Source organism: Desulfovibrio sp., assembly GCF_034006445.1.
GTDB lineage: Bacteria > Desulfobacterota > Desulfovibrionia > Desulfovibrionales > Desulfovibrionaceae > Desulfovibrio.
Window position 1 is genome coordinate 228,103 of record NZ_JAVESS010000001.1, and the last position, 25,833, is coordinate 253,935.

Here is a 25,833-nt window from a genome sequence, read left to right on the forward strand (position 1 = left end):
TTTGTCTGCTCCAATGGGCTGGCGGCACATCATTTTTATTGCCGTGCTGGCTGTGGCGGAACACTTGCCTGTGCCTCTCCCACAGTGTCATGCCGAGCAAAATTTGGAGATGGCGCAGGGAAAACGGCTTGAAATGTGCAGGCTTTGCGCCAAGGGGAATGAGAATGGCGAGCATGCTGGCGCAAAGCCTGCGAAGAAAACAGAGACGTGCTGTAACATGCCAGGAAGTGCGTGAAAAAACGGCAACCACAAGCGCTTTTCAACTTTTCCTGCGTATTCATTTCATCCCAATAAGCCGTGCAGTTTTTCAAGGCAGATCGCGTCAGAGTATCGCGTTTTGGATTTTATCTGGCGGCTGTGTGGAGCTGGCACATGTGGTGACGGCGTCAGCGCGGCTTGTCCGCGCTGACGCCGCAGCTAACGGGATGTTATAAGAACTGTGGATACACAGCTCAAATGGTCATTTGCCCTAGTCCAGCCTGAATCCCTTGGCAAGCGCGTCCGAAGGGTCAATGACAAACTTGTGGAAACCAGTAAGATAGGCGGTTCCACTGACCTCCGGCACACCGCCCTTGCAGGGGCCCACTGTGGCTGGCTCCACAATTCTTGCCGTGAACTGGGTGCCTATGACGCTCTCATGCACGAACTCCTGGTTCAGGCCCAGTTCGCCCTTGGCAAAGAGTGAAGCCACGCGTGCGGAAGTGCCGGTGCCGCAAGGCGAGCGGTCGAGGGAGTCTGGCAGAAAAACCACTGTGTTACGGTACGTGGCCTTGGGATCGTCAGGTGTGGTGTAGAACATCACGTGGGTGATGACATTGATAAAGGGCTGTTCCGGATGCTTGAAGTCCACAGCCTTGCGCACGGCTCCACCGAATGCCTGGGCGGCTTTTTCAATGGCGGAACGGTAGCCGGAGCGCAGGTTCAGGCCAGGAAAATATTTGGCGTCAGTGATGGCATACGTATTGCCGCCATAAGCCACGTCATAGGGCACCTCACCTATGCCGGGCACGTCGACCGTGCCGGAACAGAACAGAAAAGAGGGCACATTGCGAAAGGTTACGCGAGTGACCTTGCCGTCCTTCATTTCCGCTCTGGTTCGTACCAGACCGGCGGGGGTGTCGATATTGACATTGCACACTTCGCCTTCAGGAACGATGGTTCCGCTTTCAAGCATGGCTGTGACGCAGCCTATGGTGCTGTGTCCGCACATTGGCATAAGTCCGCCGGCGTCAATAAACAGTATGCCCATATGAGCTTCAGGATTGCAGGGAGGCACCCATATGGTGCCTGACATGTTGCTGTGCCCGCGCGGCTCAAGCATGAGAGAGCTTATAAGCCAGTCGAGGTGCTCTCTGGCATAGGCCATTTTCTCCTGCATGGTTGTTCCCTGAATGGCGGGGCAACCAGCCACCACATTGCGTGTGGGATTGCCGGCCGTATGGGTGTCAATAGTCTGGATCATGTGAGACAGTTTCATGGCGGCTCCTCTTGAGTTATGGCTTGGCCTGGCCAGTTACGCATCCGGCGGACTGGCCAGGCCTGTCGTGGCTACCTGTCAAGATTTATGAATATGGTTTTCTGCTCGGTGTACTGGTCGTGAGACTCGCGTCCCTTGTCCTTGCCGCCGAAACCGGAAAGTTTGTATCCGCCGAAGGGCGTTGTATTGTCACCTTCGCTGAAACAGTTGACGGACACGGTGCCCGCTTTGAGTTCGCTGGCAAAGGCGTGCGCCTTGGTCAGCGATTCGGTGAAGATGGAGCCGTGCAGGCCGTAGCAGGTATCGTTGGCCATGGTCAGCGCTTCTTCATCAGAAAAGGCTGTAAGGATGGCCGTAACAGGGCCAAAGATCTCTTCGCGCACCACTGTGGCATCGCGCTTCACGTTGTCAAAAATCGTGGGTTCGATGAAAAGGCCGCTGCCGATGGCCGCAGCTTTGCCACCCGTGACAATGCGCCCGCCTTCGGCCTTGCCCTTTTCAATATAGTCCATGACAGTCTTGAACTGCTGCTCGCTGACCATTGACCCCAGTGCATTGGCGGGATCAAGGGGGTTGCCCATCCGCCATTCACTGAGGCTAGCCACAAAAGCGTCCAAAAAGGCGTCTTTTTTGCTGGCGGGCACGATAATGCGCGAATTGGCGGTGCAGTTTTCGCCCATATTCCAGAATGCGGCGGAGCAGGCATGGCTTGCGGCGAACTCGAAGTCGGTAAAGTCTTCAAGCAGCACAAAGGGGCTTTTGCCGCCAAGCTCCAGCACCACGCGCTTGAGATTGCTTTCGGCGGAGTATTGCAGAAAGCGGCGGCCCACATCGGTGGAGCCGGTGAACGAAAGAACGTCGATATCCATGTGCCGACCCAGAGCTTCGCCCACAAGGCCGCCGGGGCCGGGCAACACTTGAAGCACGCCTTCGGGAACCCCGGCCTCTGCCGCCAGTTCGGCCAGTCGCAGCGTTGAAAGGCAGGTGACGCTGGCGGGTTTTATGATGACGCTGTTGCCTTCGGAAAGAGCGGGGCCAAGCTTCCACCCGACCATTTGCAGAGGAAAGTTCCAGGGCAGTACGCAGGCAACAACGCCTGCCGGTTCCCGTACGATAAGCCCGCGCTTGAGGTTGCCGGAAGGCGAAGTGCTGCCGTACTGCTTGTCGCTGAATTCGGCATGCCACTCCAGGCATTCGATGGTTTCAGGCAGGTCGGTGCACAGGTTTTCGCGGATGGGCTTGCCGCTGTCGATACTTTCAAGCACAGCAAGCTCGACCATGTGTTTTTCCATCAGGCCGCAAAGTTTGAGAAATATTTTTTTACGTTCCGTGGGGTGCATCTTGGACCACACCCCGGAATCAAAGGTTTTGCGGGCCACAGACACGGCCTTGTCCACGTCTTCTTTACCGCAGCTTGCAACCTGGGCCAGCTCTTTGCCTGTAGCGGGGTTGATGGTGGCAAAGGTCTTGCCCGAAACGGCAGGAACAAACTTACCGCCAATGAAGGCCAGGGTAGGATATTTCAGGTCGGCCGCCAGATTTTCGTACTCCTGGCAGGTAAGGAATTGAGACATTGGGTTTCTCCTCTTGTAAAAGCCTTTGCGGGTAGAGCAATTTCATTGTGAAATCACTGAGGCGGCTGCGTGGGCAGGCGCCGGCCGTGAAGGCACTCGCGCAGTTTGTCTGCGCTGTTAGCGCTGTAGCGGGCATGTCGAAAACGTTGATACTGCATGTTCTCGACAGAAACCCGTTCTAGAGCAGTTTACGAATAAAATGAGGTAACTGCTCTGCAAGGATTTTCCTGAAAATCCTTGCCGCAAAATGTGAGCAGGCAGGTTTTGTCTGCCGTAAGCAAGCATTTCAAATGTTCAATGCTCTAGCTGAGGTCAGGGGGCATGGGCATGTCCGCCAGCTCACCCAGACTCAGGGGAAAGAGCGGCGGTTGGGCCGTATACTGCGGCAACTGATCCAGCGGCAGCCCCTGAGTATGGGCGATCATTTCGGCCACTGCCTGTCCGCACATGCGGCCCTGGCAGGTGCCCATGCCGGGGCGGGCCTGGGCCTTGAGACCATCTGGCGAAAAGCACCCTTGCCTGATGGTCTGTTGAAGTTCCTGGGCTGTGAGTTCTTCGCAGCGGCAAACCACGGCATCATCCGCCGGTTGCAACTGGGATGGCGTGGGAGCGAAGTATTCATCAAGAAAGGGCTGCAAGGCCCGGCAACGCCTGACAATACTCATGTGGGAATCTGCAAGCCGGTTGCGTTCGTTCATGTTCAGGCGGCCCAGTTCGTGGCAAACGTCCAGGCCAACCAGTCGGCCTTCAGCCTGTGCGGCTACAGCGCCACGAACACAAGCCACGTCGCCCGCCGTGCGTATGCCGGGCACGCTGGTCTGGCCCCATTCATCGGCACTGGCATGCCAGTAGCGCTGGCGTTCATCCCAGGTATGGCGGCATCGGGCCAGGCGGGTAATGCGGCTTTCAGAAATGACGCCTTCATGCAGCAGCACTGTTGCAGCCTGGAGGCTTTTTTTGCTGCCGCTCATGTTGGTGAAATTGATTGTAAGACGTTCTGTTTCAACCTGTTCCAGCCTGATGTCGCGAACGGCAAAGGTGCATTTTTGCGAAAAAACGGTTTGTGCGGCCATGCCGATGCCGTGCAAAAAATACCCGGGACGGGCCAGGGCTCCGGTTATATGTTTCATGGCCCGCAGCAGGTTGCTGATCCTGCCCGTGAACAGCACGCCAGCCACAGGAACCTTGAAGTGGTGCATATGCACCGCAGCCTGAAGGATGAGCGGGCCGTTGCCGCACAGCACCACAGGGCCCTGGGGCAACAGTGCGGCTGATTTGAGCAGAATATCCGAAGCCCCGGAGCCCATAACTCCGGGCAGGGTCCAGCCTGGCAGCGGAACAGGGCGCTCCATTGCTCCTGTGGCGAGTACAACCTGCCGGGCAGTCATGCAGCGGCTCTGGCCCTGTGCGCTGAAATATACCCTGTCCGGGGCTATGTCCCACACATTGGCGCTGGGCAGAAACGTCGCGCCGCAGTTCTTGAATTCTTCCACCAGCGGGAGACCGGCAGAATAGTCTGAACCAAGATGGTTAACGAGGGCAGAGGAGCCGACACTTTTGAATATCTGGCCGCCGGGTTCGCTTTGCCGGTCAAGCACCAGCGTGTGCAGCCCCTGGCGTGCTGTTTCGATGGCCGCGCACATGCCTGCGGGGCCAGCGCCGACAATAATTACGTCCCATATGCTACGCATGGTTGCAGCCCTCCTTGCCGAAGTCGGGAACCCCATTCTGGCGGTTCACCCGCATGCCCTCAGCCACAGGAACGAGGCAGGCCTGCTGGTTGGGAACGCCGTTAATGGTCATGAGGCATTCAAAACAAACGCCCATCTGGCAATATGGACCGCGTTTGTGGCCGCCATGGGTGGTGCGTGTCCAGCCGTGCGACGGGCCAAGTACAGCGGCGGCTACGGATATGCCTTCTTCAACCTCAAGGGGTTGGCCTTCAAAATATATGGTCACCTGCCTGCCCGCAGAAGGGGTAGTTTTGACAAACACGATTGTCCTCCTCAGGCGGTGGTTGTTGTGGCAGAACGTGCCGCAGCGTCAGAGCCGAATCTGTCGAGGCCCATGTAGCTGATGTCCATGAACGGAGCCTGCCCGCGCACCATTTCTGAAATGAGTTTGCCCGTAATGAGTGAAAGGCCTATGCCGTTTCCCTCATGCCCGGTGGCCACAAAAAGCCCTTGAAGATGTGTGGGCGAAATGATGGGCTTGGCGTCCGGAGTACAGGGGCGCAAGCCCGCATAACAGCGGATGACTCTCGTATCTGCCAGGGCAGGGTAGAAATGGCGGGCGCGTTGGGCGATAATGCGCATGACCCTGGGGTCGGGGCGGATGTTCATGCCGACGTAGCGGCGACTGCTGCCAAGCAGGATTGTTCCTGCGTGGGAGGGTTCAAGCACAAAGGCAACGCCGAAGTGCTCCATTTCAGGCGTGGCATTGCAGCGCGTTTTGCCGCCCTTTGCCAGAAGGTAGCCGTATTCCGCATAGTTTTTGCCCACCAGATTGCGTACGCGCTCGGTCACGACAACATGCCCCTGGCGTGGCCTGACGGGAACGGTAAGGCCCACCATGTCGGCAAGCAGGGGCGTCCAGACGCCTGCGGCAAGAATGACGTTCTCTGTCTGGATGAGTCCCTTGTCCGTTTCAACCGAGGTGATCCGCCCTCCGTCGGTGCGCAGTCCCGTGACGCTGGTTCTGGTCATGAGGGTGGCGCCGTTGGCCTCCGCATGCAGAGCCAGCCCCTGACAAAGCCGCATGGGATTAAGCTTGCAGTCGCCATTGAAATTCAGGCAGGCCAGAATACTGTCGCCAATATTCGGCTCATGGTGGCGCACGTCGGCCCTGTCCCACAGGGTGACGTCAATGCCCTCATTTTTTTTGCCTTCATAGTTGGCGCGCACAGTGTCGAGATCCCGTTCGTCATCAACCAACAGTCCGAGCCCCTCGGGCGAAAACTCGAAATCCACGGGCAAAAATTTTGCTGCATCATGAAACATGTCCTGCCCGTATTTGCAGAACTGGCTATATGCGCCGGGTGGCGTGTCATAAGTGACCACATGACCATCGCAACGACGGCTGGAGCCCCAGGCGAACTCACCCCGCTCCACAAGGGTCACATCAATTCCATCCATGGCAAGATAGCAGGCTATGGCTGTACCTACCGCCCCCCCGCCGATGACAACGGCTCCGGCGGTGTGTTTGCTGCTCATGGCAGTTCCCTTTGCTTCAGATTTTCTGGTATGTTCATGAGGGGCCGCCAGAAGCCGCCCCTCATGAATGATGCTAGCAAAAGTCGGCCTGTTTGAGAACTTTTTCAAGTTCTACACGCACTTCTTCAGAAATGGGCTGTCGGGGCATACGCAGCGTGCCTGTCCCGAATCCCTTGAGCGCAAGCGCGTGCTTGACCACCTGCCAGAGCTCGCCAGTGTCTTCAAGCAGACGCAGCAAAGGCAGCATCTGCCGGTATACCTGCCGGGCCTCATCAAGCTTGTGTTCTTTGACAATAAGGTTGTAGAGCTTGACGCACATGGCGGGGGCAATATTGGCAAGCACGCAAACCCATGCCTTGGCGCCCATGACAAAGCTTTCATAGGCCAGGCTTTCGCAGCCGCAGAAAACCACCAGCTTGTCACCCACCTCGTCCACAGAACGGGTCAGCCGCATGATGTCGCCACTGGATTCTTTAAGAAAACCCATGTTGGGCAACTGGGCGCATTTTACCAGAGTTTCAGGCGATACGGCCACGCCGCAACTGCCGGGGTTGTTGTACACCATTACCGGCAGTGGACTTTTGCCGGAAATGTATTTGTAGAATTCATAAATCTCATGCTGGCTGGGATGCACGGCGGGAGGAGGAAGAATCATGACGCCCGCAGCGCCTATGGAGCCCGCATGCTTTGACAGTTCAACCGAAACATCGACGTTGGGCGAAATGGCGCCCACAATCACCGGAACCTTGCCGTTTACTTCCTTCATGGTGAATTCGGCAACCTGCTTGCGTTCTTCGGTGGAAAGTGCCGGCCATTCGCCAGTGGCTCCCACGGGCATGATGCCGTGAACGCCGGATTTGAGCAGCCACTGGATATGTTTGGATATAGTGCCGTAGTCGATGCTGCCGTCCTGATTAAAGTGCGTCACCGTTACTGCGAAAATACCGTGAATGTTGTTCATGTATCCTCCATTGGATGTTTGTGCATTGTCTCTAGCAAAAAATCTACCAACAGCAGGTGAAACATAACTACATAGAAAATAAGGCTGTTTTGGATTGCTGTTTTGCCCGTGTGTGCCATGCTACAGATTTTGATGCGTCACAATACTACAGGTGTAGCCTTGTGCTACACTCTGATGGAACCTATTTCTTTCCGCCGATGATGGGTACAATAAGGATGGCTGAAAGCAGTGATGCCGCAGTCATGACGATGAAGAATCCGTTCCAGCTTGTGGTTTCAATGCCCATAGCCAGCGGCAGGCCGGTGCAGGCGGCTCCCAGGTATCCGAAAAGTCCCACAAAGCCTCTGGCCGTGCCTGCGTATTACTTGTGGCAGACTTCGGCGGCGGCCATGCCGGTGAGCATTTGCGTGCCAAAGACAAAAAAGCCAATCAGAAAAAGCACGGAACCAAGGGCGATTTTGGAACTCAGGGGCAAAAGCCAGAGTGCGCCCACGGAACACATGATGCCCAGCATGAAAATGATGTTCATCGGGATGCGGTTGCCCTTGAACAGTCTGTCCGATCCCCATCCGGCGACTATGGTGCCGATGAAATCGCCGATCTCAAGCATGGTGATGGCGCTGTTGGCCACTAGCAGGTCAACGCCATGTTCCTTTACAAGGTACATGTTGGCCCAGTCGTTGACGCCAATGCGCACGAAGTGCACAAGCACGTAGGAAATGGCCAGAAGCAGATGTATTTGTTGGTGAATACGTAGCGGCGCAACACCTGCCATGTGGTGAGCGAGCTTTCGTTTTTCTTTACCTGCTCCAGTTGATCCTTGCGCCTTTCTCCCACCCTGGGCAGTCCCATGGGTTCCGGTCTGTCGCGCATGACGATGCAAAGAATCATGCCCGCCACAATGCCTATGATGCCCGGAATGATCATGCCGTAACGCCAGTCGTAGTGTATGGCCAGCCATCCTGCGAGCAGCGGAATAATGACGCCGCCCAAGTTGTGCGAGGTGTTGCACACGGCCCACAAGAAGCTGCACTCGTTACGCGAGTACCATGTGGTGAGAATCTTGGTGTAGGGTGGCAGCCCCAATCCAGAAAGAAGGCGTTGAGTCCCCACAGAATGGCCAGTGCCAACAGGGACGAACTCATGCCGAAGGCTATGTTGATGATGCCTGTGATGATGAGGCCAACTCCCATGAAATAGCGGGGATTGGACTTGTCGCTTGTGATGCCGCCCACAAACCGTGACGAGCCGTAAACAATGTAGAAAATGGTACTCAGGATGCCCACGTCCGAGAGCTGCCAGTCAAGATCCTTTGAGCAGCTGGCATGATTGACCTGTAGCTGTTGCGGGTGAAGTAAAAAATGGCGTAACCAAGCCATATGAATGCCATCATGTGTATGCGCCAGTATGCGTAGTCTTTGTCTATCTCTTCCGCGCTCTTGGTAACCGGGTGCGCAAGTGATGCTTTAAAGAAGTTTACCATGGCGTATCCTTGGTGCAAAATGGGCGGGTACATTTCCACAACACCAAGAACGGGTAAGCCGTTGCGGCACAGGTGATGAGCGTCCCGTAAGATGGATAGCCCACAATGAACTGTCGTGTGCCGTCGATGGGGGCGATCACCCACACGTATTCGGCTGTGGCGGCGTCGGCCCCATATTCTTCCCCAAGCATGCGGTGATCTGGAAACGCGCCAGAAATGATTGAACGTATTTCACGTTCCACGCGTTTATCCGTCTCCGTCACCGGGCTGTCGTCAGTTTTGGTTTTAACAGCATAGTTCCCACACAGATATTTCTGTCTGTGTTCCGTGAGTATCTGGCGTGAAACGTCAGAAGCCTGCATGGCACTATCTAAAATGCTTCATATTCTGGCATTGCATTGTCTCCATCTGTAAGGGGGGAGGATGCAGACCGGTCGGTCTTGTAAAGGCGTTCACTGCCGCTTCGCGGCGGGCATTCATGCCTGATTGCGTCATTGGAATGTGTAAATGCAGCTTTCTATTTAAAATACGCATATTTCATCTTTAAATAATGATTTGTTGAAAAATGTTATATAGAAAAGTTTGTTGTAAAAAATAATATGTGTTCAAAGCAAATAGTAGTCAGCTAATTTTGTATAACAGCAAAAAATCTGCCAATTTTGCACAGACTGGCGGGAAATGCTGATGCCATCTGGGTGCTCAGTGTTGCACAAAAAATTTTAGATTGGTAATATATAAAATAATTGTAGCATAACGCTACAGTCGTGTTTGCTTACGCTACACGACAGGAGGAATAATGACATGAGGTGTCTCCCCGTCGACTTCTCACCACAAAATCCCGTGTACCAGCAAACGGTCCATGAAGCCTGGAAGGATTTCATTGATGGCGGTGAAATCCGGGGGCGTGTGCCCGAGCATATTCTGGATGGATGGCTGCTCAGCCGTGATGCCTGTATTGACCCTGTGCGGGTTCCCGACGTGCCGGTGCTGGAACGGGTTCATTTTGAGGACTTGTGCAGCCAATTCGCCACGTTGCTCAATGCAGCGGCTCCTGTGCTGGAAATGCTTGATTCGTGCATTAGCGGCACCGGCCATATGGCAATTCTTACCAGTTCGTCCGGGCATATTCTTGCTACCGTGGGCGACAAGGATTTGCTTGATGTGGCCCGTACCCAGTACAACATGCCCGGTGCTGACAGAAATATCGACAAGGTCGGCGCTTCAGCCATAGGCATGACCCTGCAACGGCGTCGTCCGGTGCAGATATACGGTTATGAGCATTACAATGCTGGCCTGCATTCGTGGCGTTGTGCTTCCGCTCCCATTCTGGCTGATGCATCGGGCGTTCTGGCCGTGCTGACCATTTCGGGCAATATTGCCAGCCCCGAGATACAGGCGCTCGCGCTGGTGACGACCTTTGCCAACTATATAGGCATGCGCGTGCGCCAGCAGACCATAGAAACCACCGGGCAGAAGCTTGAGGCTTTATTGCGGAATGCCCATGATTCCCTAACCTACCCATTGCTGGTGCTTGATGGCAATGGCGGCATCACCCACGCCAACAGGCATGCGTCAACATTGTTTACTTCTGGCGAACTTGAGCTTCCGGGTAGAAGCGCTGTTTCTCTGGTGAGCTCTCTTGATGCGCAAAGGCTGCAACGAGCTCTGGCCGGACAAAGGCAAGGGCATGACACCCTGACATTCCTTACGGGCCAGGGGCCGCAACGCATCGCCTGCACATTTTCGCCTGTGGAACTGAGCGCGGGAAGATCCGTGGGGATGGCCCTTGCGCTTAACCCTGACACGTTTGCGCCGGGCGGGCGAAACAGGGGCAAAGCAGCCAGCGGCCCGCTTCCGGCCTCCTGAAAGGCCGTGTTGCCGACCCGTGAGGTCGAGTCCGTCCACTCAGCCACGTACCAGTTCTCAGACATCCTTGGGGCTAGCCCCGCTTTGCGGCAAGCTATCAACTTTGCCCATCGTGCTTCCCGCATGGCCTCACGCATCGTCATTTTGGGAGAAAGCGGCACTGGTAAGGAACTTTTCGCCCAGGCAATTCACAATGCCGGAAATGAGCCAGATCGGCCCTTTGTCGGCATTTCTTGCGCCGCCATTCCCAATAACCTTATTGAAGCCGAACTGTTTGGTTATGAAGAAGGCGCTTTTACCGGAGCGCGAAAGGGCGGGCAGAAGGGCCGACTTGAAGCGGCCAATGGCGGAACGCTTTTTCTGGATGAAGTAAACAGCTTGCCATTGGCAGTGCAGGCCAAACTTTTACGCGTCCTGCAGGAAATGACTTTTTCACCTCTTGGAAGCAATCACCTTGTTCGTCTTGACGTCCGAGTCATTGCCGCAGGCAATACAAATCTGGCGGATGAGGTGCAAGCGGGAACCTTTCGGTCTGACCTCTATTATCGTCTCAATGTCTTGGAAATCGAGCTGCCACCTCTTCGAGAACGTAAAGGGGATGTGGAATTGCTGGCAAAAACATTCTGGCGCAAGCTTTGTGCACGTATGAGCCTGCCCATGGTAACCGTTGAGCCTGCCGTGCTGGAAATGCTCAATGCCTATTCCTGGCCGGGCAACGTACGTGAATTGCAAAACGTGTGCGAAAGAGCCCTGGTGCTCTCTGACGGGGCTTCCATCAGGCTTGATTGTCTGCCACACCATATTACCGGAAAGAATGTGACGGCTCTGGCTGCCGGGCAACCTGAGGTTGCACTTGGGCATACTTCCATGGACGATTTGTGTGAGAATATGGTGCGTAAAACACTGGAAGCCGCTGGGGGAAACATCAGCAAAGCCTCTGAGACGCTGGGCATAGCCAGAACGACTCTGTATAGAAAAATGAAGAAATATGGCCTGGGGCAGTAGTTTTCATCGGGCAGGACGCAAAAGATGAGAATTGCAATCATCTGTCCGGCTTTCCTGCCCTGTGCTACGGGCAAGAATGGCGCAGGCTTTGTTTTGCGAGTGTGGGCGTAGTGGGGGGCAGTGCTTCCTGCCGTGTTGCGGAGCAGCCCTGTTTTGTGCCGCATGCTCCTGTGGGCGAAGGCAAGATGCGCAAAAACACAGTGTGTCATTGGGTGGGCAAAAAAGTCTGACTCAGGCCATACAAGAATGTGTGCAGGATAACAAAAAAGAACACAACATAAATTTTTAGTGAAATATCAAAGCCCCGGCGATGAGCTCCGGGGCTTTTTCCGTTTGGTGCCTTGACGATTTAATTATATACGGGCATAACAAAAAATAACAAAATTGACTAAAAAGCAACATCAAACTGTCACGGAAACAGGGTTTGCCATGCTGCCAGTCGAACGCCGTAGAAAGATGGCCCGTCTTATCAAGAGTCAGGGAGCGGTCAACAGCCGTGAGCTTGCGAAAGCTCTTGGCATTTCCGTTATGACGGTGCGCCGCGACCTCAAGATGCTGGAAGAGCAGAAGCAGCTTGAAATCACCTGGGGAGGGGCTGTTCCCCTGGGGTTTGAGGCGCACGACATCCCCCGGTCCCACAAGGCGGGCAGTATGCTGGCGGCCAAGGTGGCCATAGCCCGCGCCGCATGCGAGTTTATCCAGGATGACTCGTTCATCGGCCTTGATGCGGGCACGACCACCCTTGAACTGGCGCGCCTCTTGCCCACACTGCCATTCACGAATCTGTCCGTGGTGACGCCGGACCTTGAAATCGCGCTGCTCCTTTCCGGCTACCCCCATATTGAGGTCTTTCTTACCGGGGGCCGGGTAGACCCCATCAGTCGGGCCTGCAGCGATACGGACTCTGTGGCGTATTTGCGCCGCATTCGCACCACCGTGGCCTTTGTTGGCATCAACGTGTGGGGGGCCCATTACGGTGTGACCACCAGTTCTTCGACGAGGATGCACCGCAAGGTTCAACTCATGGACAGCGCGGACAAGAGCATTCTTCTGGTCGATTCTTCAAAATATGCGAAATTCAGCCCCTGGCGCGTGGCCGGAGTGGAAGATTTTTATCGCATCATCACTGACGAAGGCCTCAATCATGACGCCCGGCAGGCCCTTGAAGGCGTCGGGGCCCGTTTGCTTTATGCCGGAGCCTGAGCAGGGCCATCCGTTTTTCAAACCTTCGTACCGGTCTGGCCAAACGCCGCAGGACCAAAAGAGTTTGCCATGAATATAGCTGTAATTGCGGACGATTTTACAGGAGCCAACGCCAACGGGGCGCTGCTCACCGCCAAGGGGTTTTCCAGCGCCACCTGCCTTGGGCTGGACAAGTGGGATCCCCAGTATTTTTCGGCTTTCACCGCGGTTTCGCTGAACGCGGAAAGCCGCCTGCTTTCACGCCAGAAGGCGTGGGATGCCGTGTATGCGGCGGTAAAGATGTTCTGCGCCGAAAAGCCCGCGCTGGTTTCCAAGCGTGTGGATTCCACCCTGCGCGGCAATGTGGGCGCGGAAATTGAGGCCGCCATCAAGGCAATGGACGACAGTTACGGCCACGAACAGTCCCTTGCCGTGCTGGTGCCTTCGTATCCGTCCTCCGGGCGTATCTGCGTGGGCGGCTATCAGATCGTGCACGGCGTGCCGCTGGAGCGCTCGCCCATTGCACAGGATGCGGCCACACCCGTAAAAGACACGTCCGTTCTCAGGATTTTTGCCGCGCAGAGCACCATGAAGTGCGGGTTTGTCCCCCTTGAAAAAATTCTGGGGGGCGCGGCGATCGTGCGCCAGGCCATTGAAGAACTGCGCGGGGAAGGGTGCCGGGTTGTAGTGTGCGACGCTGTGGTTGATGAAGATATTACCACCATCGCGCAGTCTCTGGCCGATGCCCCGTATCCCCTCGTGTCGGTTGATCCCGGCCCCTTCACTGCCGAACTGGCGGCCGTGCGCGTGCAGGCCCCCCGGTCGCAGTATGAAAATCGTGTGTTTCTTGCCATTGGCAGCACCAGCGAGCTTACCCGTGTTCAGATGGAAGCCCTGCACCTGGCGCATCCCTGCCATCTGGTGCCCATGAACGTGCGCAAGATTCTGGCCGGAAAGGACGAAGCCGCCAGCGAGTGCGTGCGGGTGCTTGACGCTGTTGCCACGCCGCCTCCCGGCACCACCGTGCTTGGCGTCTGCACTGCCGCCAGCAAGGAAGACGTTTTTTCTCTGGATGAGATGTCGCGCAAGATGAACCTCACGCACTCGGAGATTTCGCAGCGCATAAACGAAGCCATTGCCAACGTGACAGATGCGGTGCTGCGCCGCGAGAACCTGGCCATTGGCGGCCTGTACACTTCAGGCGGCGAAGTCACGGTGTCTGTTATTCGCACGCTGAAAGCGGGTGGCTTTACGGTGCGCGACCAGGTTCTGCCCCTGGCCGTGTACGGACATATTATCGGCGGCGTCCAGGCCGACCTGCCGATGATCACCAAGGGCGGCTTTGTCGGCGACAAGGGCAGTCTGGTGGAATGCGTGGAGTACCTTTTCACCAAGATTTCCACACGCAAACGCCCGGCCTAGAGCAGTTACGCATGAAATGGGTCAACTGCCCTGGTGTGGCGGCGTTGCCGACGAAATCCCGTTCCTGAAATTGCAAAAATAAGGATATTCAAGATGAAACCGTTGATTTGCGCCCCCATGGGCGATCCGGCTGGTGTCGGGCCGGAAATTCTGGCGGCGTCTCTGGTGGACCCCGTTGTGAACGATGTGGCCCGTGTGCTTGTGGTGGGCAATACCGAAATCATGAAGCGCGCCTCTGCCATCATGAACGTCAGCCCCGACTTCAATGAGGTGGGCGAGAATCTCGAAGGCTGGCGCGACGGCGCGGCCAACATCCTGAATCTGGACAATGTGGACCTGGCCGGATTTGAGTACGGCAAGATACAGGCGCACTGCGGCAAGGCTGCATTCGAGTATATCAAAAAGTCCGTTGAGCTGACCCTGGCAGGCAAGACCGACGCCCTGGCCACCACGCCCATCAACAAGGAATCCCTCAAGGCAGGGGGAGTGCCCTATATCGGGCATACAGAAATTCTGGGCGACCTTACGGGTACGAAAGATCCTCTCACCATGTTTCAGGTGCACAGCCTGCGCGTGTTTTTCCTCACCCGCCACCTTTCTCTCATGGACGCCTGCCGCGCCGTGAAAAAAGACCGCGTGCTCGACTACATCGCCCGCTGCTCCGAGGCCATGCGCCTGCTGGGCATTGATAATCCCAGCATCGTGGTGGCTGGCCTGAATCCCCACTGCGGCGAGCACGGCCTGTTCGGCAACGAGGAAGATGTGGAGATTGTTCCCGCCATTGAAGAAGCCAAAAAGCGTGGCTTCAACGTGCACGGCCCCAATCCGGCGGACTCCGTTTTCCACTTTGCCCTCAATGGCGGGTGGGATGCGGTGCTCTCACTGTATCACGACCAGGGGCACATCGCCACCAAGATGGTGGATTTCGAGCGCACCATCTCGCTTACTCTGGGTATGCCCATACTGCGCACCTCGGTTGACCACGGCACTGCCTTTGACATTGCCGGAAAGGGCAAGGCCAGCCCCGTGAGCATGGTGGAGGCCATCCGCCTTGCAGCGCTGTATGCCTATAGTTTTAAAAGGGCCAATGTCTGAGGACTGTTCCGGAAAAAGAGGCCCCTGGAGGGTTCGGGGTCTCTTCTGGAGTTTTTGAGGCCGATCACGCCGGCTTTTCACCGTAATTACCTGTCTGGAGAATGATGATGGGAACTGCCCAAGCCTTTGGTATTGGCTATTCAATGACAATGCTGGCCATTGCCATTGCCATAGTCATCGTACTGTGTATATGGTTCAAGATTCACGCCTTTGTTTCCCTTACAACCGCAAGCCTGTTCCTCGCGCTGACGCACAATATGGAACTGGCGAAAATTGTCGTGGCCTTTGAAGGCGGCCTTGGCAAAACCCTGGGTTTTCTTGCGCCCATTCTTGCCCTTGGAGCCATCCTCGGCAAGCTGATGGAAGTTTCGGGCGCTGCCGAAAGGCTGGCACGGACGCTCATTCGTATCCTTGGGCAGTCCAGGGCGCACTGGGCCATGATGATTGTCGGTTACGTCTGCGGCATCCCTGTGTTTCTGCAGGTGGGCATCATTCTTTTGACGCCCCTCATGTTCTCCATTGTCAAGGAATCCAAGCTGCCCCTCATCCAGGTGGGTATGGCGCTTGTGGTGGCCCTGACCACGGTGCACTGCATCGTGCCGCCGCATCCTGCGGCCATGGCCGTCACCGACCTGCTCAAGGCTGATGTGGGCAAGGTCATCTTCTTTGGCCTCCTTGTGGGTCTGCCCGCCGCCTGCGTTGCCGGGCCCATGTATGGCAAGTTCATTGCCAAGCGTCTGCCCGCCGTTCCCCTGACCGGCGCGTACGCTGGCACCGAACCCCGCAAGGAATCGGAATTGCCGCCCTTCGGCAGAACCCTCTTCGTGGTGCTGCTGCCCCTGCTGCTCATGATTGCCAAGACCGTCGTGGAACTGAGCATCGACAAGCAGAATCCGCCTTCCTACATGACCTATGTGAACTTCATCGGCACGCCCATGATCGCCCTGTTCATCTCGGCCATAGTGGCCTACTTTGTGTTGGGCCTTGGCCGTGGTTTCACCTGGGATCAGCTGGGACGCTTCAGTGAAGCCGGCATGGCTCCCCTGGCCTCCATCATGCTCGTCATCGGCGCGGCTGGCGCGCTTAACCAGATTATCACCGACAGCGGCGTGGGTCTTGTGCTCAAGCAGGTGCTGACCAGCATCCACATCAGCCCCCTGATTCTCGCCTGGGTTATTGCCATCACCTTGCGCTTTGCTCTGGGCAGCGCCACAGTGTCCATGATGACTGCGGCGGGGCTTATCCTGCCTGTACTCAGCGCCAATCCCAACCTTGATCCGGCGCTCATGGCCATTGTTATTGGCGCTGGCGCCATCGGCGCTTCGCACGTGACGGACTCCGGCTTCTGGTTCGTCAAGGAATCGCTTGGCATCCCCATGGGTTCCATGTATGCGACCTATACGGCCGGTACGACCATTGCGGCCGTGCTTGGCCTTGGCGGCACGCTTTTGCTGCAATTGTTCCTTTAGAGCAGTTTACGAATGAAATGAGTTAAATGCTCTGCAAGGATTTTTCTGAAAAATCCTTGCCACGAAATGCGAGCAGGCGGGCTTTTGCCTGCCGTACGCGAGCATTTCAAGTGTTAAATGCTCTAGTCTTTTCGGCAGTCCGGGTCGGGGAGCTTGCCTTCCTGGCCCGGAGCCGTTACCCCCATTTCTATACTGTCCTGACGTGCTGAATCCTGGCTGCACGTCAGCGTCATCCACAAGGAGCATTTCATGAAAATTGTTATTGCGCCGGACTCGTACAAGGAGTGCCTGTCAGCCCTGCAGGTGGCCACGTTCATTGAGTTGGGCTTTCGAGAAGTGTTTCCGCATGCCGATTATGTCAAGGTTCCTGTGGCCGACGGCGGCGAGGGCACGGTGGAGGCCATGGTTGAGGCCACCGGCGGCCAGCGCATCGCCGTGACGGTCAAAGGCCCGCTGGGCGAACCCGTGGAGGCTTTTTACGGACTTACGGGTGATGGCAGCACGGCTGTCATCGAAATGGCCACTGCCAGCGGCCTGGGCCTTGTGCCGCCGGAAAAACGCAACCCCCTGAAAACCACAAGCTACGGCACTGGCGAGCTTATCCGCTCCGCCCTCGACGCCGGGGCCCGTAAATTCATTCTCGGCATCGGCGGCAGCGCCACCAACGAAGGCGGAGCAGGCATGCTTCAGGCCCTTGGCGTGCGGCTGCTGGATGCCGACGGGCAGGAAATCGAACCCACCGGTCTTGGTCTTGGCAGACTGGCCCGCATCGACATGTCCACTTTTGACGAAAGGCTGAAAGACTGCGTCATTGATGTGGCTTGCGATGTGGATAATCCCCTGTGCGGCCCGCGCGGCGCGTCGGCCATCTTTGGCCCGCAAAAAGGCGCTACGCCGGAACTGGTGCAGCAGCTTGACGGCTACCTCAGAAATTTTGCCGCCATTACGCTTCGCGACCTTGGCGTGGATATGTCCGACATCTCGGGCGCTGGCGCAGCCGGCGGCATGGGCGGCGGCATGTACGCCTTTCTTGGGGGGCGTCTGCGCCCCGGAAGCGAGATTGTGACCGAGGCCGTGGGCCTGGATGCTGTGGTGCGTGACGCTGATCTTGTCATTACCGGCGAGGGCCGCATTGACGGACAAACGGCCTTTGGCAAGGCCCCTGTGGGTGTTGCCCGCGTTGCCAAGCTTCACGGCAAGCCTGTCATCGCCATCGGCGGCTCGCTGCGGCATGATGCCGATGTTGTGCATGAGCACGGCATTGACGCGGTGTTCAGCATTCTTTCCAGCCCATGCACCATTGCCGAAGCTCTGGACGCGGGGGAGAACAACCTGCGCACTGCGGCCCGCAATATCGCCGCGAGCATTGCCATTGGAAGTCAGCTCGGCGCTGTGGCCAGTACGGGAAAATAGATGTTCGCTGACTATCTTGAATGCTGGCGAAAACAGCCACGCTTTAACGCGTTTTTTCTTTGCGCCATGGCTCTGGCCTGGGGCGTCTATGCGCTCATCTGGCTTACGGGCATCGCATGGGGATCGCAGGCGGCCAATATACTGGTTTTCGCCATTGCCGCCATCTGTTTTATCTTCATCTTTGTCTTGCCGAAATATTCGTTCCGCATTGTAGCCATACACTACTTTATCATGGTTGTTACCCTGTTGCCCTCACTTGCCAACGGACAGGAACTCTTGCGCCAGAGCGGTTATTTCAGCTGAAGGATGTCATGACAACAGTGCAAAAGAGCGGGGTTCGGGCCCCGCTTTTTTTTTGTTTTTGGGCGGCGTGTTGTTTTTTATTCTAATATATGTACATATCTTTAGATAATTGAATGGTTGTGCCGAATATGCTCGCCATTGTCCCACAGTATGATATACAATGGGTGGAAAAACAGCATATGCAACAGGTTTATCAAGGATTTTATCAATGAAAGAGTACAGATAATGAACAAAACAGACGCTTCTTCATGCTCTGACATGAATATACAATCCCCAGAACATGCCTCCAGTTCCAAAGACGCTTTACCGCCTCTGTCCCGCAATTCCCTGAGCCTCTTATGTGATTCGGGCCGTATTTCGCCTTCCGCATGGTCTCGGGCTCTTGATTTTTGCGGTTTCCGGCCCGACGGCAATGCCTGGCTGACCTACTGGCGTCAGGTTTTTCTGCTTGGCGGAGTTCTTTTTTTCCTGGCAGGAATCATCTGTTTTATCGCCTGGAACTGGGATGACATGCAGCCTTTTGCGCGCATGGCGTTTGTGGGGGGGATTGTGGCCAGTGCGGGCATCGGGTCTGTGGTCGTGGGGCCGGATTCGCGCCCCGGACAGGCTCTGCTGCTGGCCTGCGGTGTGGCAATGGGGCCGATGCTGGCCGTATTCGGCCAGACCTACCAGACAGGAGCGGAACTATGGGAACTGTTCAGGGTTTGGACTGTGCTGCTGCTCGCACTTGCGCTTGTGGGCAGGCAGGCTGGCCTGTGGTTTGCCGCCTGGCTTTCGGGCAATGTGTTAATCGCCTTGTGGCTTGGGCGTAACCTTACAGCACCCTTTGACGCCTTCAGCCAGTTTTTTGCGATTCCTGAATGGCTGGTGGCCATTGCGTGCGCCATACTCCTTTGGGAATGGGCGGCACAAAGGGCTGTGCGAAAAGACGCGCAGAGCTGGTTGCGGTCGCGGTGGCTTCCCCGGCTGCTTTTTCTTGATTTGGCCGCCCGGACGTCATGTTACCTGATTGAAGGGATTTTTCATTCATACAGATGGTCTGATGCATGGCAGTTGTGGCTGCCGCCCCAGCTTGTTCCCTTTTTTGCCGTAGCACTGGCCGGGATTGCCTGGTGGTGGTACAGAAAAAAAGAGCCCGACCTCTTTATGCTGGCGACATTGCTCGGATCAGGCACGGTTGTTCTGCTTGCTGCCCTGGCTGAGGCCGAGCTGTTTTTTGGTCTTGGGGTTGTTGGCGCATTCCTGTTTTGGGGCCTGCTTGTTACCGGCCTCACGGCCGGGCTGGCGAAGATGCTGCTGCACCTGCAAAAAGCCATGTCGGCGGAAGAAAGTGAAAAACCCGCGCGTATCATCCACTTGCCATCGTTTTTGGGGCGCGCCTGCCCCGGCGTTTCGTGGCAGATGCTGCGGGAGAATCTTCAGGCCCATGGCGAGGATCTGCGCGACGATCCCACGCCAGACGCAAAAGAGCCGTACTCGCCCTGGTATATCAAGCTGTTGCTGGCCTTGGGCGGTTGGCTGGCGGCCGTTCTTTTTATGTGCTTTATGGGTTTGTTGCTGTTTCAAACCCTGAATATCAGTTCACACGAAGAATTGACCATTTTCATTGTTTCTGTGCCTGTGCTGCTTTGGGGCCGGGCCATGCTGGCTGGCGACAAGCTGTTTTCACGGCATTTTGGCTTTGCGCTGGCAATCGCAGGCACGTCTGGAATCGCCATTGCGCTGTTTCTCGGCCTCGACAGTGTGATTGCTGCATGCTTTGTGCTTGCTGCGCTGCTTGCCGTCATCAGCGTTTTCATGCGTAACGTCGCGTACACATTTTTGTCGTCCATTGGCATTGTGGGCTGCGTGGGCCAAGGCATTTCAAATTTGATCTTTACAAGCGCGAGGCAGGGTTTTGCGGACTCCGTGAGGCTTGATATCGCTCTCTTGTTGCCTCCGCTTTGGTGGGCCTTGCTGAGTCTGGGCCTTGCCTGTTTTTGCCTGCAGGAAAAACGCTGGCGCGGCACAATGCGCGGGCAAACCGCTGACGCATGGTTTTTTGGCGCATATACGGGCATGCTTGTGATTCAGATATGGAGCCTTGGTTTGTCCTATGGTCTTGGAGCTATTTTGGATCTGCCGATTTTTGGATCAGGAGGCATGGGCTTGGGGGCAGCCGCAGGCATGACGGTTCTGATCCTGTTTTTAACCAAGAAGCAGAGTTTGACCGCGCGCGTGGCGAGCATGGCCAGCATTCCCCTGCTTTTTGCGTTTGGCTGGTATTTGCCGGGGGCGGCTTTGGCGCTTTTGGGCCTCGTTATGGCACGGCAGATGGGCAACGCAGTTATGCAGGGAGCCGTGCTGGTGTATTTTTTTGCGTACATGATCTTTTACTATTACAATCTTGCAATACCATTTTCTACCAAGTCCACCTATCTCGTCGCATCCGGGCTTGTTTTGCTGTTGCTGGCCCTGGTTTTGCGGGTCTGGCAGACAAAATCATCCATAGAGGAGGCGGGCCGTGCGTAAAATCTATATCCTGCTTGTACTGGGGCTGTTTTTTGCTGGTTACGCCGTTTCTGTACAGCGCATGGAAACAGTGCTTGCTGACGGCAAAACAATCCTGCTGCCTCTTGCTCCCCGTGACCCGCGCGCCTTGCTCATGGGCGACTATATGGACCTCAGGTATACGGTGAATGATCACATCCGTGACGCGCTGCGTGAGGCGAAAACCGCATCCGGCACGGACGTTGGGGCTGAAGGGCTCGCCGTGCTGCGGGTGCGCCATGAGCCTGTAGCGCAGGCGGCGGACTTTGTCAGGCTGGACGATGGCAGGCCCTTGCAGAACGATGAATTCTATCTGGCCTACAAGCTCCGCGGGCACAGGGTCATAACTGCGGCCACTGCATATTATTTTCAGGAAGGAACCGCGCGGCACTATGAAAGTGCCCGCTTCGGCCAGTTCAAGGTTGCCGCAAATGGAAAAACGATTCTGGTCGGGCTTTGCAACACTGGGGGAAAACTGATCCAGCCTCAGAAGAATGACGAGAAAAAAAGTCAATACTGATTGCCAAATAGTGAAAATTACCCACCATGCCTTGGCGCACATGCACATGAATTGCGCCAGATCAGATTCCCTTGAAATGTGAGCATTTCAAAGCTGCCATTCTGCCGAAAAATGCGTTTTCAACAGAACCCGCGCCATCACGGTCAGTGTCAGCGCGCAGACGGCTGTGCGATTACATCGTAAAAATACCCCCCCTGGCGTTTTTGCAGGGGGGGGCGTTGCGCAGTGTAATTCAATAATACCAGTATATTGACGAACTGCTTGGTGGTGCCGCATGTCGGCCTGATTTTGAGCAGGGTGTTTGTCGCAAGGCGCGTGCCTCAAGATGTTTGGTGCGGGGGAGGGGAGGGCGTCCAATCGTGCGTTCCTGCGGTGGTGGGTTTGGTTGTCTTGAGTGGCGGGCACTGGATTGCGGAAATTTCATATCGTTTTACTTGTCATTAGGTATAATGTGATTATTTGGTGAGCAAGGACGCAATGGATTGAGAGCGTCTGGTGCACAATAAGGAAGATGGGTGCCTGGCGGGCACAGTGGTGACTGTAAGGCTGATCTTTTGTGTAAGGGTGGCTTGTTGAATTATTTCGACCCCAAAAAGATATACTGCGCAAATAGCCTGTTACGTCAGCGGGTTGCTTTTTTTGAGGTAATTGGCCTCTTTTAAAATAATCAATCAACTTGTAAAGTGTATCTTACGTCGCATGCCCTGACCGCGCACACAAATAAACCAGTGTGTTGTTTGACATCTGGCAAAATTTGCTGCAACCGCTTCAACACCCAGTGGCGGCCCCTCATAGTTGCCCGCCAGGAATTTTGCAAGCAGAAGATTTTGCCGAAGGGGCTATCCAGGTTCTATTGAAACCTGATAATGCCTGGCCTGGGCTATGCAATATTTATTGATATGGCAGCTTGTTTCGGCCTGCTTGTTGTTTTGGCAACAAGTGTGATGATTAGATTGTTTTAATTCTCATATCTGTAGTATGATATTATTGCTTTGTGCGGGGTATTTTGCTCCAGTAGCAGGACGATTTGTATAATGAGCAATCCGTCGTGCTGCGCTTTTTTCCCCGTGCGCGTAGACCTTTGTAGAAATACCGTCTGCTGGATGTGAAAGGTAATCTGTGCGGATACCGCACATGGTTTCTGTTTTTTACGCAGACCGGTTGCAACGATTAACAGATTGTAAGTGAGGAATTATCTAATGCAAGAAGTTAATGAAAACAAAGAGTTGTGTTCAGTTCAGCTGGGACATAAAATTAAAGATTTTTCGTTTTTTACGTATAATCCGGTAACAGACAGCTTTGAAGAACACAGTTTTTCCGAATATAGCCTGCTGCGCAAATGGATAATTCTTTATTTTTATCCTGCTGACTTTACCTTTGTCTGCCCCACAGAGCTGGCTGACATTGGTAAATATTGCAAACAGCTTAAAGATATGGATGTTGAGATTATTTCCATCTCCACTGACTCAAAATTTACGCATCTTGCATGGTGCAAGGCCGAGCGACTGCTCAGCAGCGTCAATTTTCAAATGGCCTCTGACACAACCGGCGAAATTGCACAATTTTTTGGCGTCTACGACAAAGAAGCAGGAACTGCCCTGCGCGGCACGTTTATCATAAACCCCGACTCCGTATTGGTTGGCTCAGAGATCAACTTTTACAATGTTGGGAGAAACGCGGCTGAGTTAATGAGAAAAATGCAGGCCTATGTGTATGTTGAAAAGCATCCCCATCAGGCATGCCCCGCCGCCTGGAAAGAAGGCGAGACGGCTTTGACCCCCTCTGAAGATATGGTCGGCCGGGTTGCTGATTTTATGACAAATAAGCAGGATTGAGCGTGAATGCGTGAAATTCTGTAAATGCTATGGGGATGACAATCAATGACAGCTGAAAGAAAATATACGTTTTCCTGGAGCACCATAGGCGAAAAATTGGCCATTGCACGGCCAAGCCTTGGTCCGACAACGCGCATTGAGGTTTACAGGTTGCTTCAATACACGTTGCGTGATGTACTTGAAGAAGAGTTAGGGCATCAGAAGACAGATGATATGTTCCGCAAGGCAGGCGCCATTGCCGGAAGAGAGTTTTACAACAAATTTTGTCTGGAGTCTGAGGACATTTCCAGCCTGGTAACGACCATTGAAGAGAAGTTTAAAGAACTTGGCATTGGCATCTTTCGGGTTGAATCCATCAACCTGGAAGATATGTCCTTTACCTTGAATGTTGAAGAAGACCTTGACTGCTCTGGGCTTCCTGACACAAGCGAACAGATTTGTGTTTATGATGAAGGATTTATTCAAGGTATTCTTGAAAGTTACACAGGCAAAAAATTTAAGGTTCGTGAAGTTGACTGCTGGTGCACAGGCGCTAGAACTTGCCGGTTCAGTGCCAATGCTGTTGGTTAAAATTTCGCGACTTTTACCGGGATAGTGCGTGTTATGAGCGATAGCGATCGCGTCAAAGTTGCCCACATGGTTCTTGCTTATGCCGCAAAACTGCTTGATGCGATGGAACCTCCGCCAATTCCAGAGGAATTTGCTGGGGATAAAGCGTTTATTCAGTTTCATGAAAAAGCCCTGGCCCTCCGCGACATAGCGGCTTCATTTGCCAGGGGCGACCTCTCGCAACCTATTGAAATGCGAGGGGTTGTCGCAGGTTCTTGCAAGGCCTTGCAGGCCAATTTGCGGCATATGGCCTGGAAGGTGCAGCAGGTTGAAAAGGGCGATTACACCCAGCGAATGGATTTTATGGGTGACTTTTCATCATCGTTCAACAATATGGTGGTGCAGCTTGAAACGACTATCGAGGCTTTGCAGCAAAAAGAAGAAGCTCTGACAAGCCTTGCAGTCTCCCTCCAGGAGGAAGTGAAGCGGCGCAGCGCCACGCTGCTGAAACTGAAAAAAAGTGAAGCCGAGTTCAAGTATCTTGCGCAGCATGATCCGCTCACTGGCGCTTTTAACCGCCGTTCTTTTTTTGCACTTACACAGGAAAGTCTGGTCAGTTCAATCGCTTTGAAAAAGGATTGCTGCTTCTGCCTGCTGGATATCGACTATTTTAAGGCCTTCAATGATACCCACGGCCATATAGAAGGTGACAAAGCCTTGAAATTTGTGGCCGACACCGCTCAAAGCAGTTTGCGGCAAACGGATATTATGGGGCGGTACGGCGGCGAAGAGTTTATCTTTTTCTTTTCTGATGCCGATCTCGCACAAGGGTATGCCGCCGCAGAGAGAATCAGGTCTGCCATAGAAAGTTCATCCCTGGAGCTGGACGATGGCACAACTGTGTCTCTGCGTGCCAGTCTGGGGGTTGCCGGTTTGCTCGCCTCATGGGCCGACACGCACAGTTGCAGCGCCTTGCAGGCGCATGTCATCAGGCTTGCGGATGAGGCATTGTATCAGGCAAAAGGTGAAGGAAGAAACAGGGTATGCACCGCTGAACTCAAGGGGCTTAGCTGATGCATATGCTTTTCGGGTAGTCCACTGCGCGCGTGTTCCGGCTGTTGCGCCAGCGTGTTTCGCCTGCTCACCATTCTGTCATTCCACCCGCCTCAACCTCCTTTCCTCAGGGGTCTGCCATGGACCAAGCTTTCTGGCTGTCAGTCCAGCTCTACGGCAACATTGCTGTCAAGCTTGCCGTGGGGCTTGCCGCCTTTATCTTTGTTTTTCGCACCACAAACCGTTGCCAGCTTGCGCAAATGACGTCGGTTGACCTTATTGGCAACTTTGTCATGGGCGGAATTATAGGTGGCGTAATATACAATCCAGCCATTGGCATTACACAATTCGTTCTTGTTCTTGCCATATGGCAAATTCTGATCGTAATAGTAAATTCTTTACGCATGCGAACGGAATCCGGACGCAAGATGATAGTGGGTTCACCCATACCCATTGTGATCAAGGGGGAGTTTCTTCAGGACAAATTTAGTGCCGCAGGGCTTGATATCGGTGATTTTGCGACGCTCATAAGAATGCAGGGCATTCATTCCATGAAAGATATATGGAATGCCCAGATCGAACCCAATGGCCAGCTTACAGTGCAGAAAAAGGAAGATCCCCATATTTCCAATGTGGTGCTCAACAATGGGGCCGTTCTTGAACCTGCTCTTGAGGTGATTGACAAGGATGAGGCGTGGCTGAAAGCCGAACTGCTCAAGCAGGGGTATGATTCTTACGAAAACATCTTTTTTGCGGAATGGAATGAACAAAGAGACAAATCCGGAAAACTTGTTGGAAATCTCTATGTTGTGGAGCTTGATGATAAAAAGGAAAGCAAGAACGACAGTGCGCCCGTTCATGCCTCCGCCAGGGCATCTTTATAAT

22 protein-coding genes and 1 pseudogene are annotated in these 25,833 nt (G+C 54.7%); 14 read left to right on the forward strand and 9 right to left on the reverse strand.

Going from position 1 to position 25,833, the window contains the following annotated elements; translation table 11 throughout:
- Positions 1 to 469: 469 nt before the first annotated feature.
- The 9 genes and pseudogenes from RBR41_RS00935 to RBR41_RS00980 form a co-directional block, all read right to left on the reverse strand.
- Positions 470 to 1,477, reverse strand: a complete 1,008-nt coding sequence (locus RBR41_RS00935) for a proline racemase family protein (RefSeq protein ID WP_320350258.1) — start codon at positions 1,475 to 1,477, stop codon at positions 470 to 472.
- Between the two features lie 71 nt (positions 1,478 to 1,548).
- Positions 1,549 to 3,051, reverse strand: coding sequence for an aldehyde dehydrogenase (locus RBR41_RS00940; protein WP_320350259.1), 1,503 nt, complete (start codon positions 3,049 to 3,051; stop codon positions 1,549 to 1,551).
- Positions 3,052 to 3,353: 302 nt separating this feature from the next.
- Positions 3,354 to 4,742, reverse strand: coding sequence for an FAD-dependent oxidoreductase (locus tag RBR41_RS00945; protein ID WP_320350260.1), 1,389 nt, complete (start codon positions 4,740 to 4,742; stop codon positions 3,354 to 3,356).
- A complete protein-coding gene (locus tag RBR41_RS00950; protein ID WP_320350261.1) occupies positions 4,735 to 5,046 on the reverse strand; it encodes a (2Fe-2S)-binding protein in 312 nt (103 codons plus the stop codon). The genes RBR41_RS00945 and RBR41_RS00950 overlap by 8 nt, the downstream gene beginning before the upstream one ends.
- Positions 5,047 to 5,057: 11 nt before the next feature.
- Positions 5,058 to 6,263, reverse strand: a complete 1,206-nt coding sequence (locus tag RBR41_RS00955; RefSeq protein ID WP_320350263.1) for an FAD-dependent oxidoreductase — start codon at positions 6,261 to 6,263, stop codon at positions 5,058 to 5,060.
- Between the two features lie 73 nt (positions 6,264 to 6,336).
- Positions 6,337 to 7,224: a dihydrodipicolinate synthase family protein gene (locus RBR41_RS00960; protein WP_320350264.1), complete on the reverse strand. Its 888-nt coding sequence runs from the start codon at positions 7,222 to 7,224 to the stop codon at positions 6,337 to 6,339.
- Positions 7,225 to 7,405: 181 nt separating this feature from the next.
- Entirely contained in the window at positions 7,406 to 7,561 is a 156-nt protein-coding gene (locus tag RBR41_RS00965; RefSeq protein ID WP_320350266.1) for a hypothetical protein, read from the reverse strand.
- A 24-nt stretch (positions 7,562 to 7,585) separates the two neighbouring features.
- Positions 7,586 to 8,603, reverse strand: a pseudogene (locus tag RBR41_RS14590) (MFS transporter).
- 97 nt (positions 8,604 to 8,700) lie between these two features.
- Positions 8,701 to 9,069 carry an inositol monophosphatase family protein gene (locus RBR41_RS00980; RefSeq protein WP_320350268.1) on the reverse strand — a complete coding sequence of 123 codons (369 nt, stop codon included), beginning with the start codon at positions 9,067 to 9,069 and terminating at the stop codon, positions 8,701 to 8,703.
- A 439-nt stretch (positions 9,070 to 9,508) separates the two neighbouring features.
- Here RBR41_RS00980 and RBR41_RS00985 point away from each other — a divergent pair, with 439 nt between their 5' ends.
- From RBR41_RS00985 to RBR41_RS01050, 14 genes are all read left to right on the forward strand, one after another.
- Positions 9,509 to 10,573, forward strand: a complete 1,065-nt coding sequence (locus RBR41_RS00985) for a PAS domain-containing protein (RefSeq protein WP_320350270.1) — start codon at positions 9,509 to 9,511, stop codon at positions 10,571 to 10,573.
- Between the two features lie 6 nt (positions 10,574 to 10,579).
- Positions 10,580 to 11,578, forward strand: coding sequence for a sigma-54 interaction domain-containing protein (locus tag RBR41_RS00990; RefSeq protein WP_320350272.1), 999 nt, complete (start codon positions 10,580 to 10,582; stop codon positions 11,576 to 11,578).
- A 429-nt stretch (positions 11,579 to 12,007) separates the two neighbouring features.
- The gene (locus tag RBR41_RS00995; protein WP_320350274.1) at positions 12,008 to 12,781 is read left to right on the forward strand and encodes a DeoR/GlpR family DNA-binding transcription regulator; all 774 of its coding nucleotides are present in this window, start codon (positions 12,008 to 12,010) and stop codon (positions 12,779 to 12,781) included.
- A 69-nt stretch (positions 12,782 to 12,850) separates the two neighbouring features.
- Positions 12,851 to 14,182 (forward strand): four-carbon acid sugar kinase family protein, encoded by a 1,332-nt coding sequence (locus RBR41_RS01000; RefSeq protein ID WP_320350275.1) that lies wholly within the window; start codon positions 12,851 to 12,853, stop codon positions 14,180 to 14,182.
- A 93-nt stretch (positions 14,183 to 14,275) separates the two neighbouring features.
- Positions 14,276 to 15,277: a 4-hydroxythreonine-4-phosphate dehydrogenase PdxA gene (gene pdxA, locus RBR41_RS01005; protein WP_320350277.1), complete on the forward strand. Its 1,002-nt coding sequence runs from the start codon at positions 14,276 to 14,278 to the stop codon at positions 15,275 to 15,277.
- Between the two features lie 107 nt (positions 15,278 to 15,384).
- Complete coding sequence (locus tag RBR41_RS01010) at positions 15,385 to 16,746, forward strand: gluconate:H+ symporter (protein ID WP_320350278.1); 1,362 nt, start codon at positions 15,385 to 15,387, stop codon at positions 16,744 to 16,746.
- A 249-nt stretch (positions 16,747 to 16,995) separates the two neighbouring features.
- Positions 16,996 to 18,159 carry a glycerate kinase gene (locus RBR41_RS01015; RefSeq protein ID WP_320350280.1) on the forward strand — a complete coding sequence of 388 codons (1,164 nt, stop codon included), beginning with the start codon at positions 16,996 to 16,998 and terminating at the stop codon, positions 18,157 to 18,159.
- Positions 18,160 to 18,462 (forward strand): hypothetical protein, encoded by a 303-nt coding sequence (locus RBR41_RS01020; RefSeq protein ID WP_320350282.1) that lies wholly within the window; start codon positions 18,160 to 18,162, stop codon positions 18,460 to 18,462. It begins immediately after the preceding gene.
- A 258-nt stretch (positions 18,463 to 18,720) separates the two neighbouring features.
- The gene (locus tag RBR41_RS01025; protein ID WP_320350284.1) at positions 18,721 to 20,973 is read left to right on the forward strand and encodes a DUF4401 domain-containing protein; all 2,253 of its coding nucleotides are present in this window, start codon (positions 18,721 to 18,723) and stop codon (positions 20,971 to 20,973) included.
- Entirely contained in the window at positions 20,966 to 21,511 is a 546-nt protein-coding gene (locus RBR41_RS01030; protein WP_320350286.1) for a GDYXXLXY domain-containing protein, read from the forward strand. Before RBR41_RS01025 ends, RBR41_RS01030 begins: the two co-directional genes overlap by 8 nt.
- A 1,199-nt stretch (positions 21,512 to 22,710) precedes the next feature.
- The gene (locus tag RBR41_RS01035; protein WP_320350288.1) at positions 22,711 to 23,346 is read left to right on the forward strand and encodes a peroxiredoxin; all 636 of its coding nucleotides are present in this window, start codon (positions 22,711 to 22,713) and stop codon (positions 23,344 to 23,346) included.
- Positions 23,347 to 23,391: 45 nt separating this feature from the next.
- On the forward strand, positions 23,392 to 23,916 hold the full coding sequence (locus RBR41_RS01040) for a V4R domain-containing protein (RefSeq protein ID WP_320350290.1): 525 nt from the start codon (positions 23,392 to 23,394) through the stop codon (positions 23,914 to 23,916).
- A gap of 33 nt (positions 23,917 to 23,949) precedes the next feature.
- Positions 23,950 to 24,969 (forward strand): GGDEF domain-containing protein, encoded by a 1,020-nt coding sequence (locus RBR41_RS01045; protein ID WP_320350292.1) that lies wholly within the window; start codon positions 23,950 to 23,952, stop codon positions 24,967 to 24,969.
- A gap of 119 nt (positions 24,970 to 25,088) precedes the next feature.
- The gene (locus RBR41_RS01050) at positions 25,089 to 25,832 is read left to right on the forward strand and encodes a DUF421 domain-containing protein (RefSeq protein ID WP_320350294.1); all 744 of its coding nucleotides are present in this window, start codon (positions 25,089 to 25,091) and stop codon (positions 25,830 to 25,832) included.
- Position 25,833: the final 1 nt, after the last annotated feature.

Excerpts from the sequence above, each read along its gene's own strand:
- RBR41_RS00935 (WP_320350258.1), bottom strand. The coding sequence starts at position 1,477 with ATGAAACTGTCTCACATGATCCAGACTATTGACACCCATACGGCCGGC.
- RBR41_RS00940 (WP_320350259.1), bottom strand. The coding sequence starts at position 3,051 with ATGTCTCAATTCCTTACCTGCCAGGAGTACGAAAATCTGGCGGCCGAC.
- RBR41_RS00945 (WP_320350260.1), bottom strand. The coding sequence starts at position 4,742 with ATGCGTAGCATATGGGACGTAATTATTGTCGGCGCTGGCCCCGCAGGC.
- RBR41_RS00955 (WP_320350263.1), bottom strand. The coding sequence starts at position 6,263 with ATGAGCAGCAAACACACCGCCGGAGCCGTTGTCATCGGCGGGGGGGCG.
- RBR41_RS00960 (WP_320350264.1), bottom strand. The coding sequence starts at position 7,224 with ATGAACAACATTCACGGTATTTTCGCAGTAACGGTGACGCACTTTAAT.
- RBR41_RS00980 (WP_320350268.1), bottom strand. The coding sequence starts at position 9,069 with ATGCAGGCTTCTGACGTTTCACGCCAGATACTCACGGAACACAGACAG.
- RBR41_RS00985 (WP_320350270.1), top strand. The coding sequence starts at position 9,509 with ATGAGGTGTCTCCCCGTCGACTTCTCACCACAAAATCCCGTGTACCAG.
- RBR41_RS00995 (WP_320350274.1), top strand. The coding sequence starts at position 12,008 with ATGCTGCCAGTCGAACGCCGTAGAAAGATGGCCCGTCTTATCAAGAGT.
- RBR41_RS01000 (WP_320350275.1), top strand. The coding sequence starts at position 12,851 with ATGAATATAGCTGTAATTGCGGACGATTTTACAGGAGCCAACGCCAAC.
- pdxA (WP_320350277.1), top strand. The coding sequence starts at position 14,276 with ATGAAACCGTTGATTTGCGCCCCCATGGGCGATCCGGCTGGTGTCGGG.
- RBR41_RS01010 (WP_320350278.1), top strand. The coding sequence starts at position 15,385 with ATGGGAACTGCCCAAGCCTTTGGTATTGGCTATTCAATGACAATGCTG.
- RBR41_RS01015 (WP_320350280.1), top strand. The coding sequence starts at position 16,996 with ATGAAAATTGTTATTGCGCCGGACTCGTACAAGGAGTGCCTGTCAGCC.
- RBR41_RS01020 (WP_320350282.1), top strand. The coding sequence starts at position 18,160 with ATGTTCGCTGACTATCTTGAATGCTGGCGAAAACAGCCACGCTTTAAC.
- RBR41_RS01025 (WP_320350284.1), top strand. The coding sequence starts at position 18,721 with ATGAATATACAATCCCCAGAACATGCCTCCAGTTCCAAAGACGCTTTA.
- RBR41_RS01035 (WP_320350288.1), top strand. The coding sequence starts at position 22,711 with ATGCAAGAAGTTAATGAAAACAAAGAGTTGTGTTCAGTTCAGCTGGGA.
- RBR41_RS01040 (WP_320350290.1), top strand. The coding sequence starts at position 23,392 with ATGACAGCTGAAAGAAAATATACGTTTTCCTGGAGCACCATAGGCGAA.
- RBR41_RS01045 (WP_320350292.1), top strand. The coding sequence starts at position 23,950 with ATGAGCGATAGCGATCGCGTCAAAGTTGCCCACATGGTTCTTGCTTAT.
- RBR41_RS01050 (WP_320350294.1), top strand. The coding sequence starts at position 25,089 with ATGGACCAAGCTTTCTGGCTGTCAGTCCAGCTCTACGGCAACATTGCT.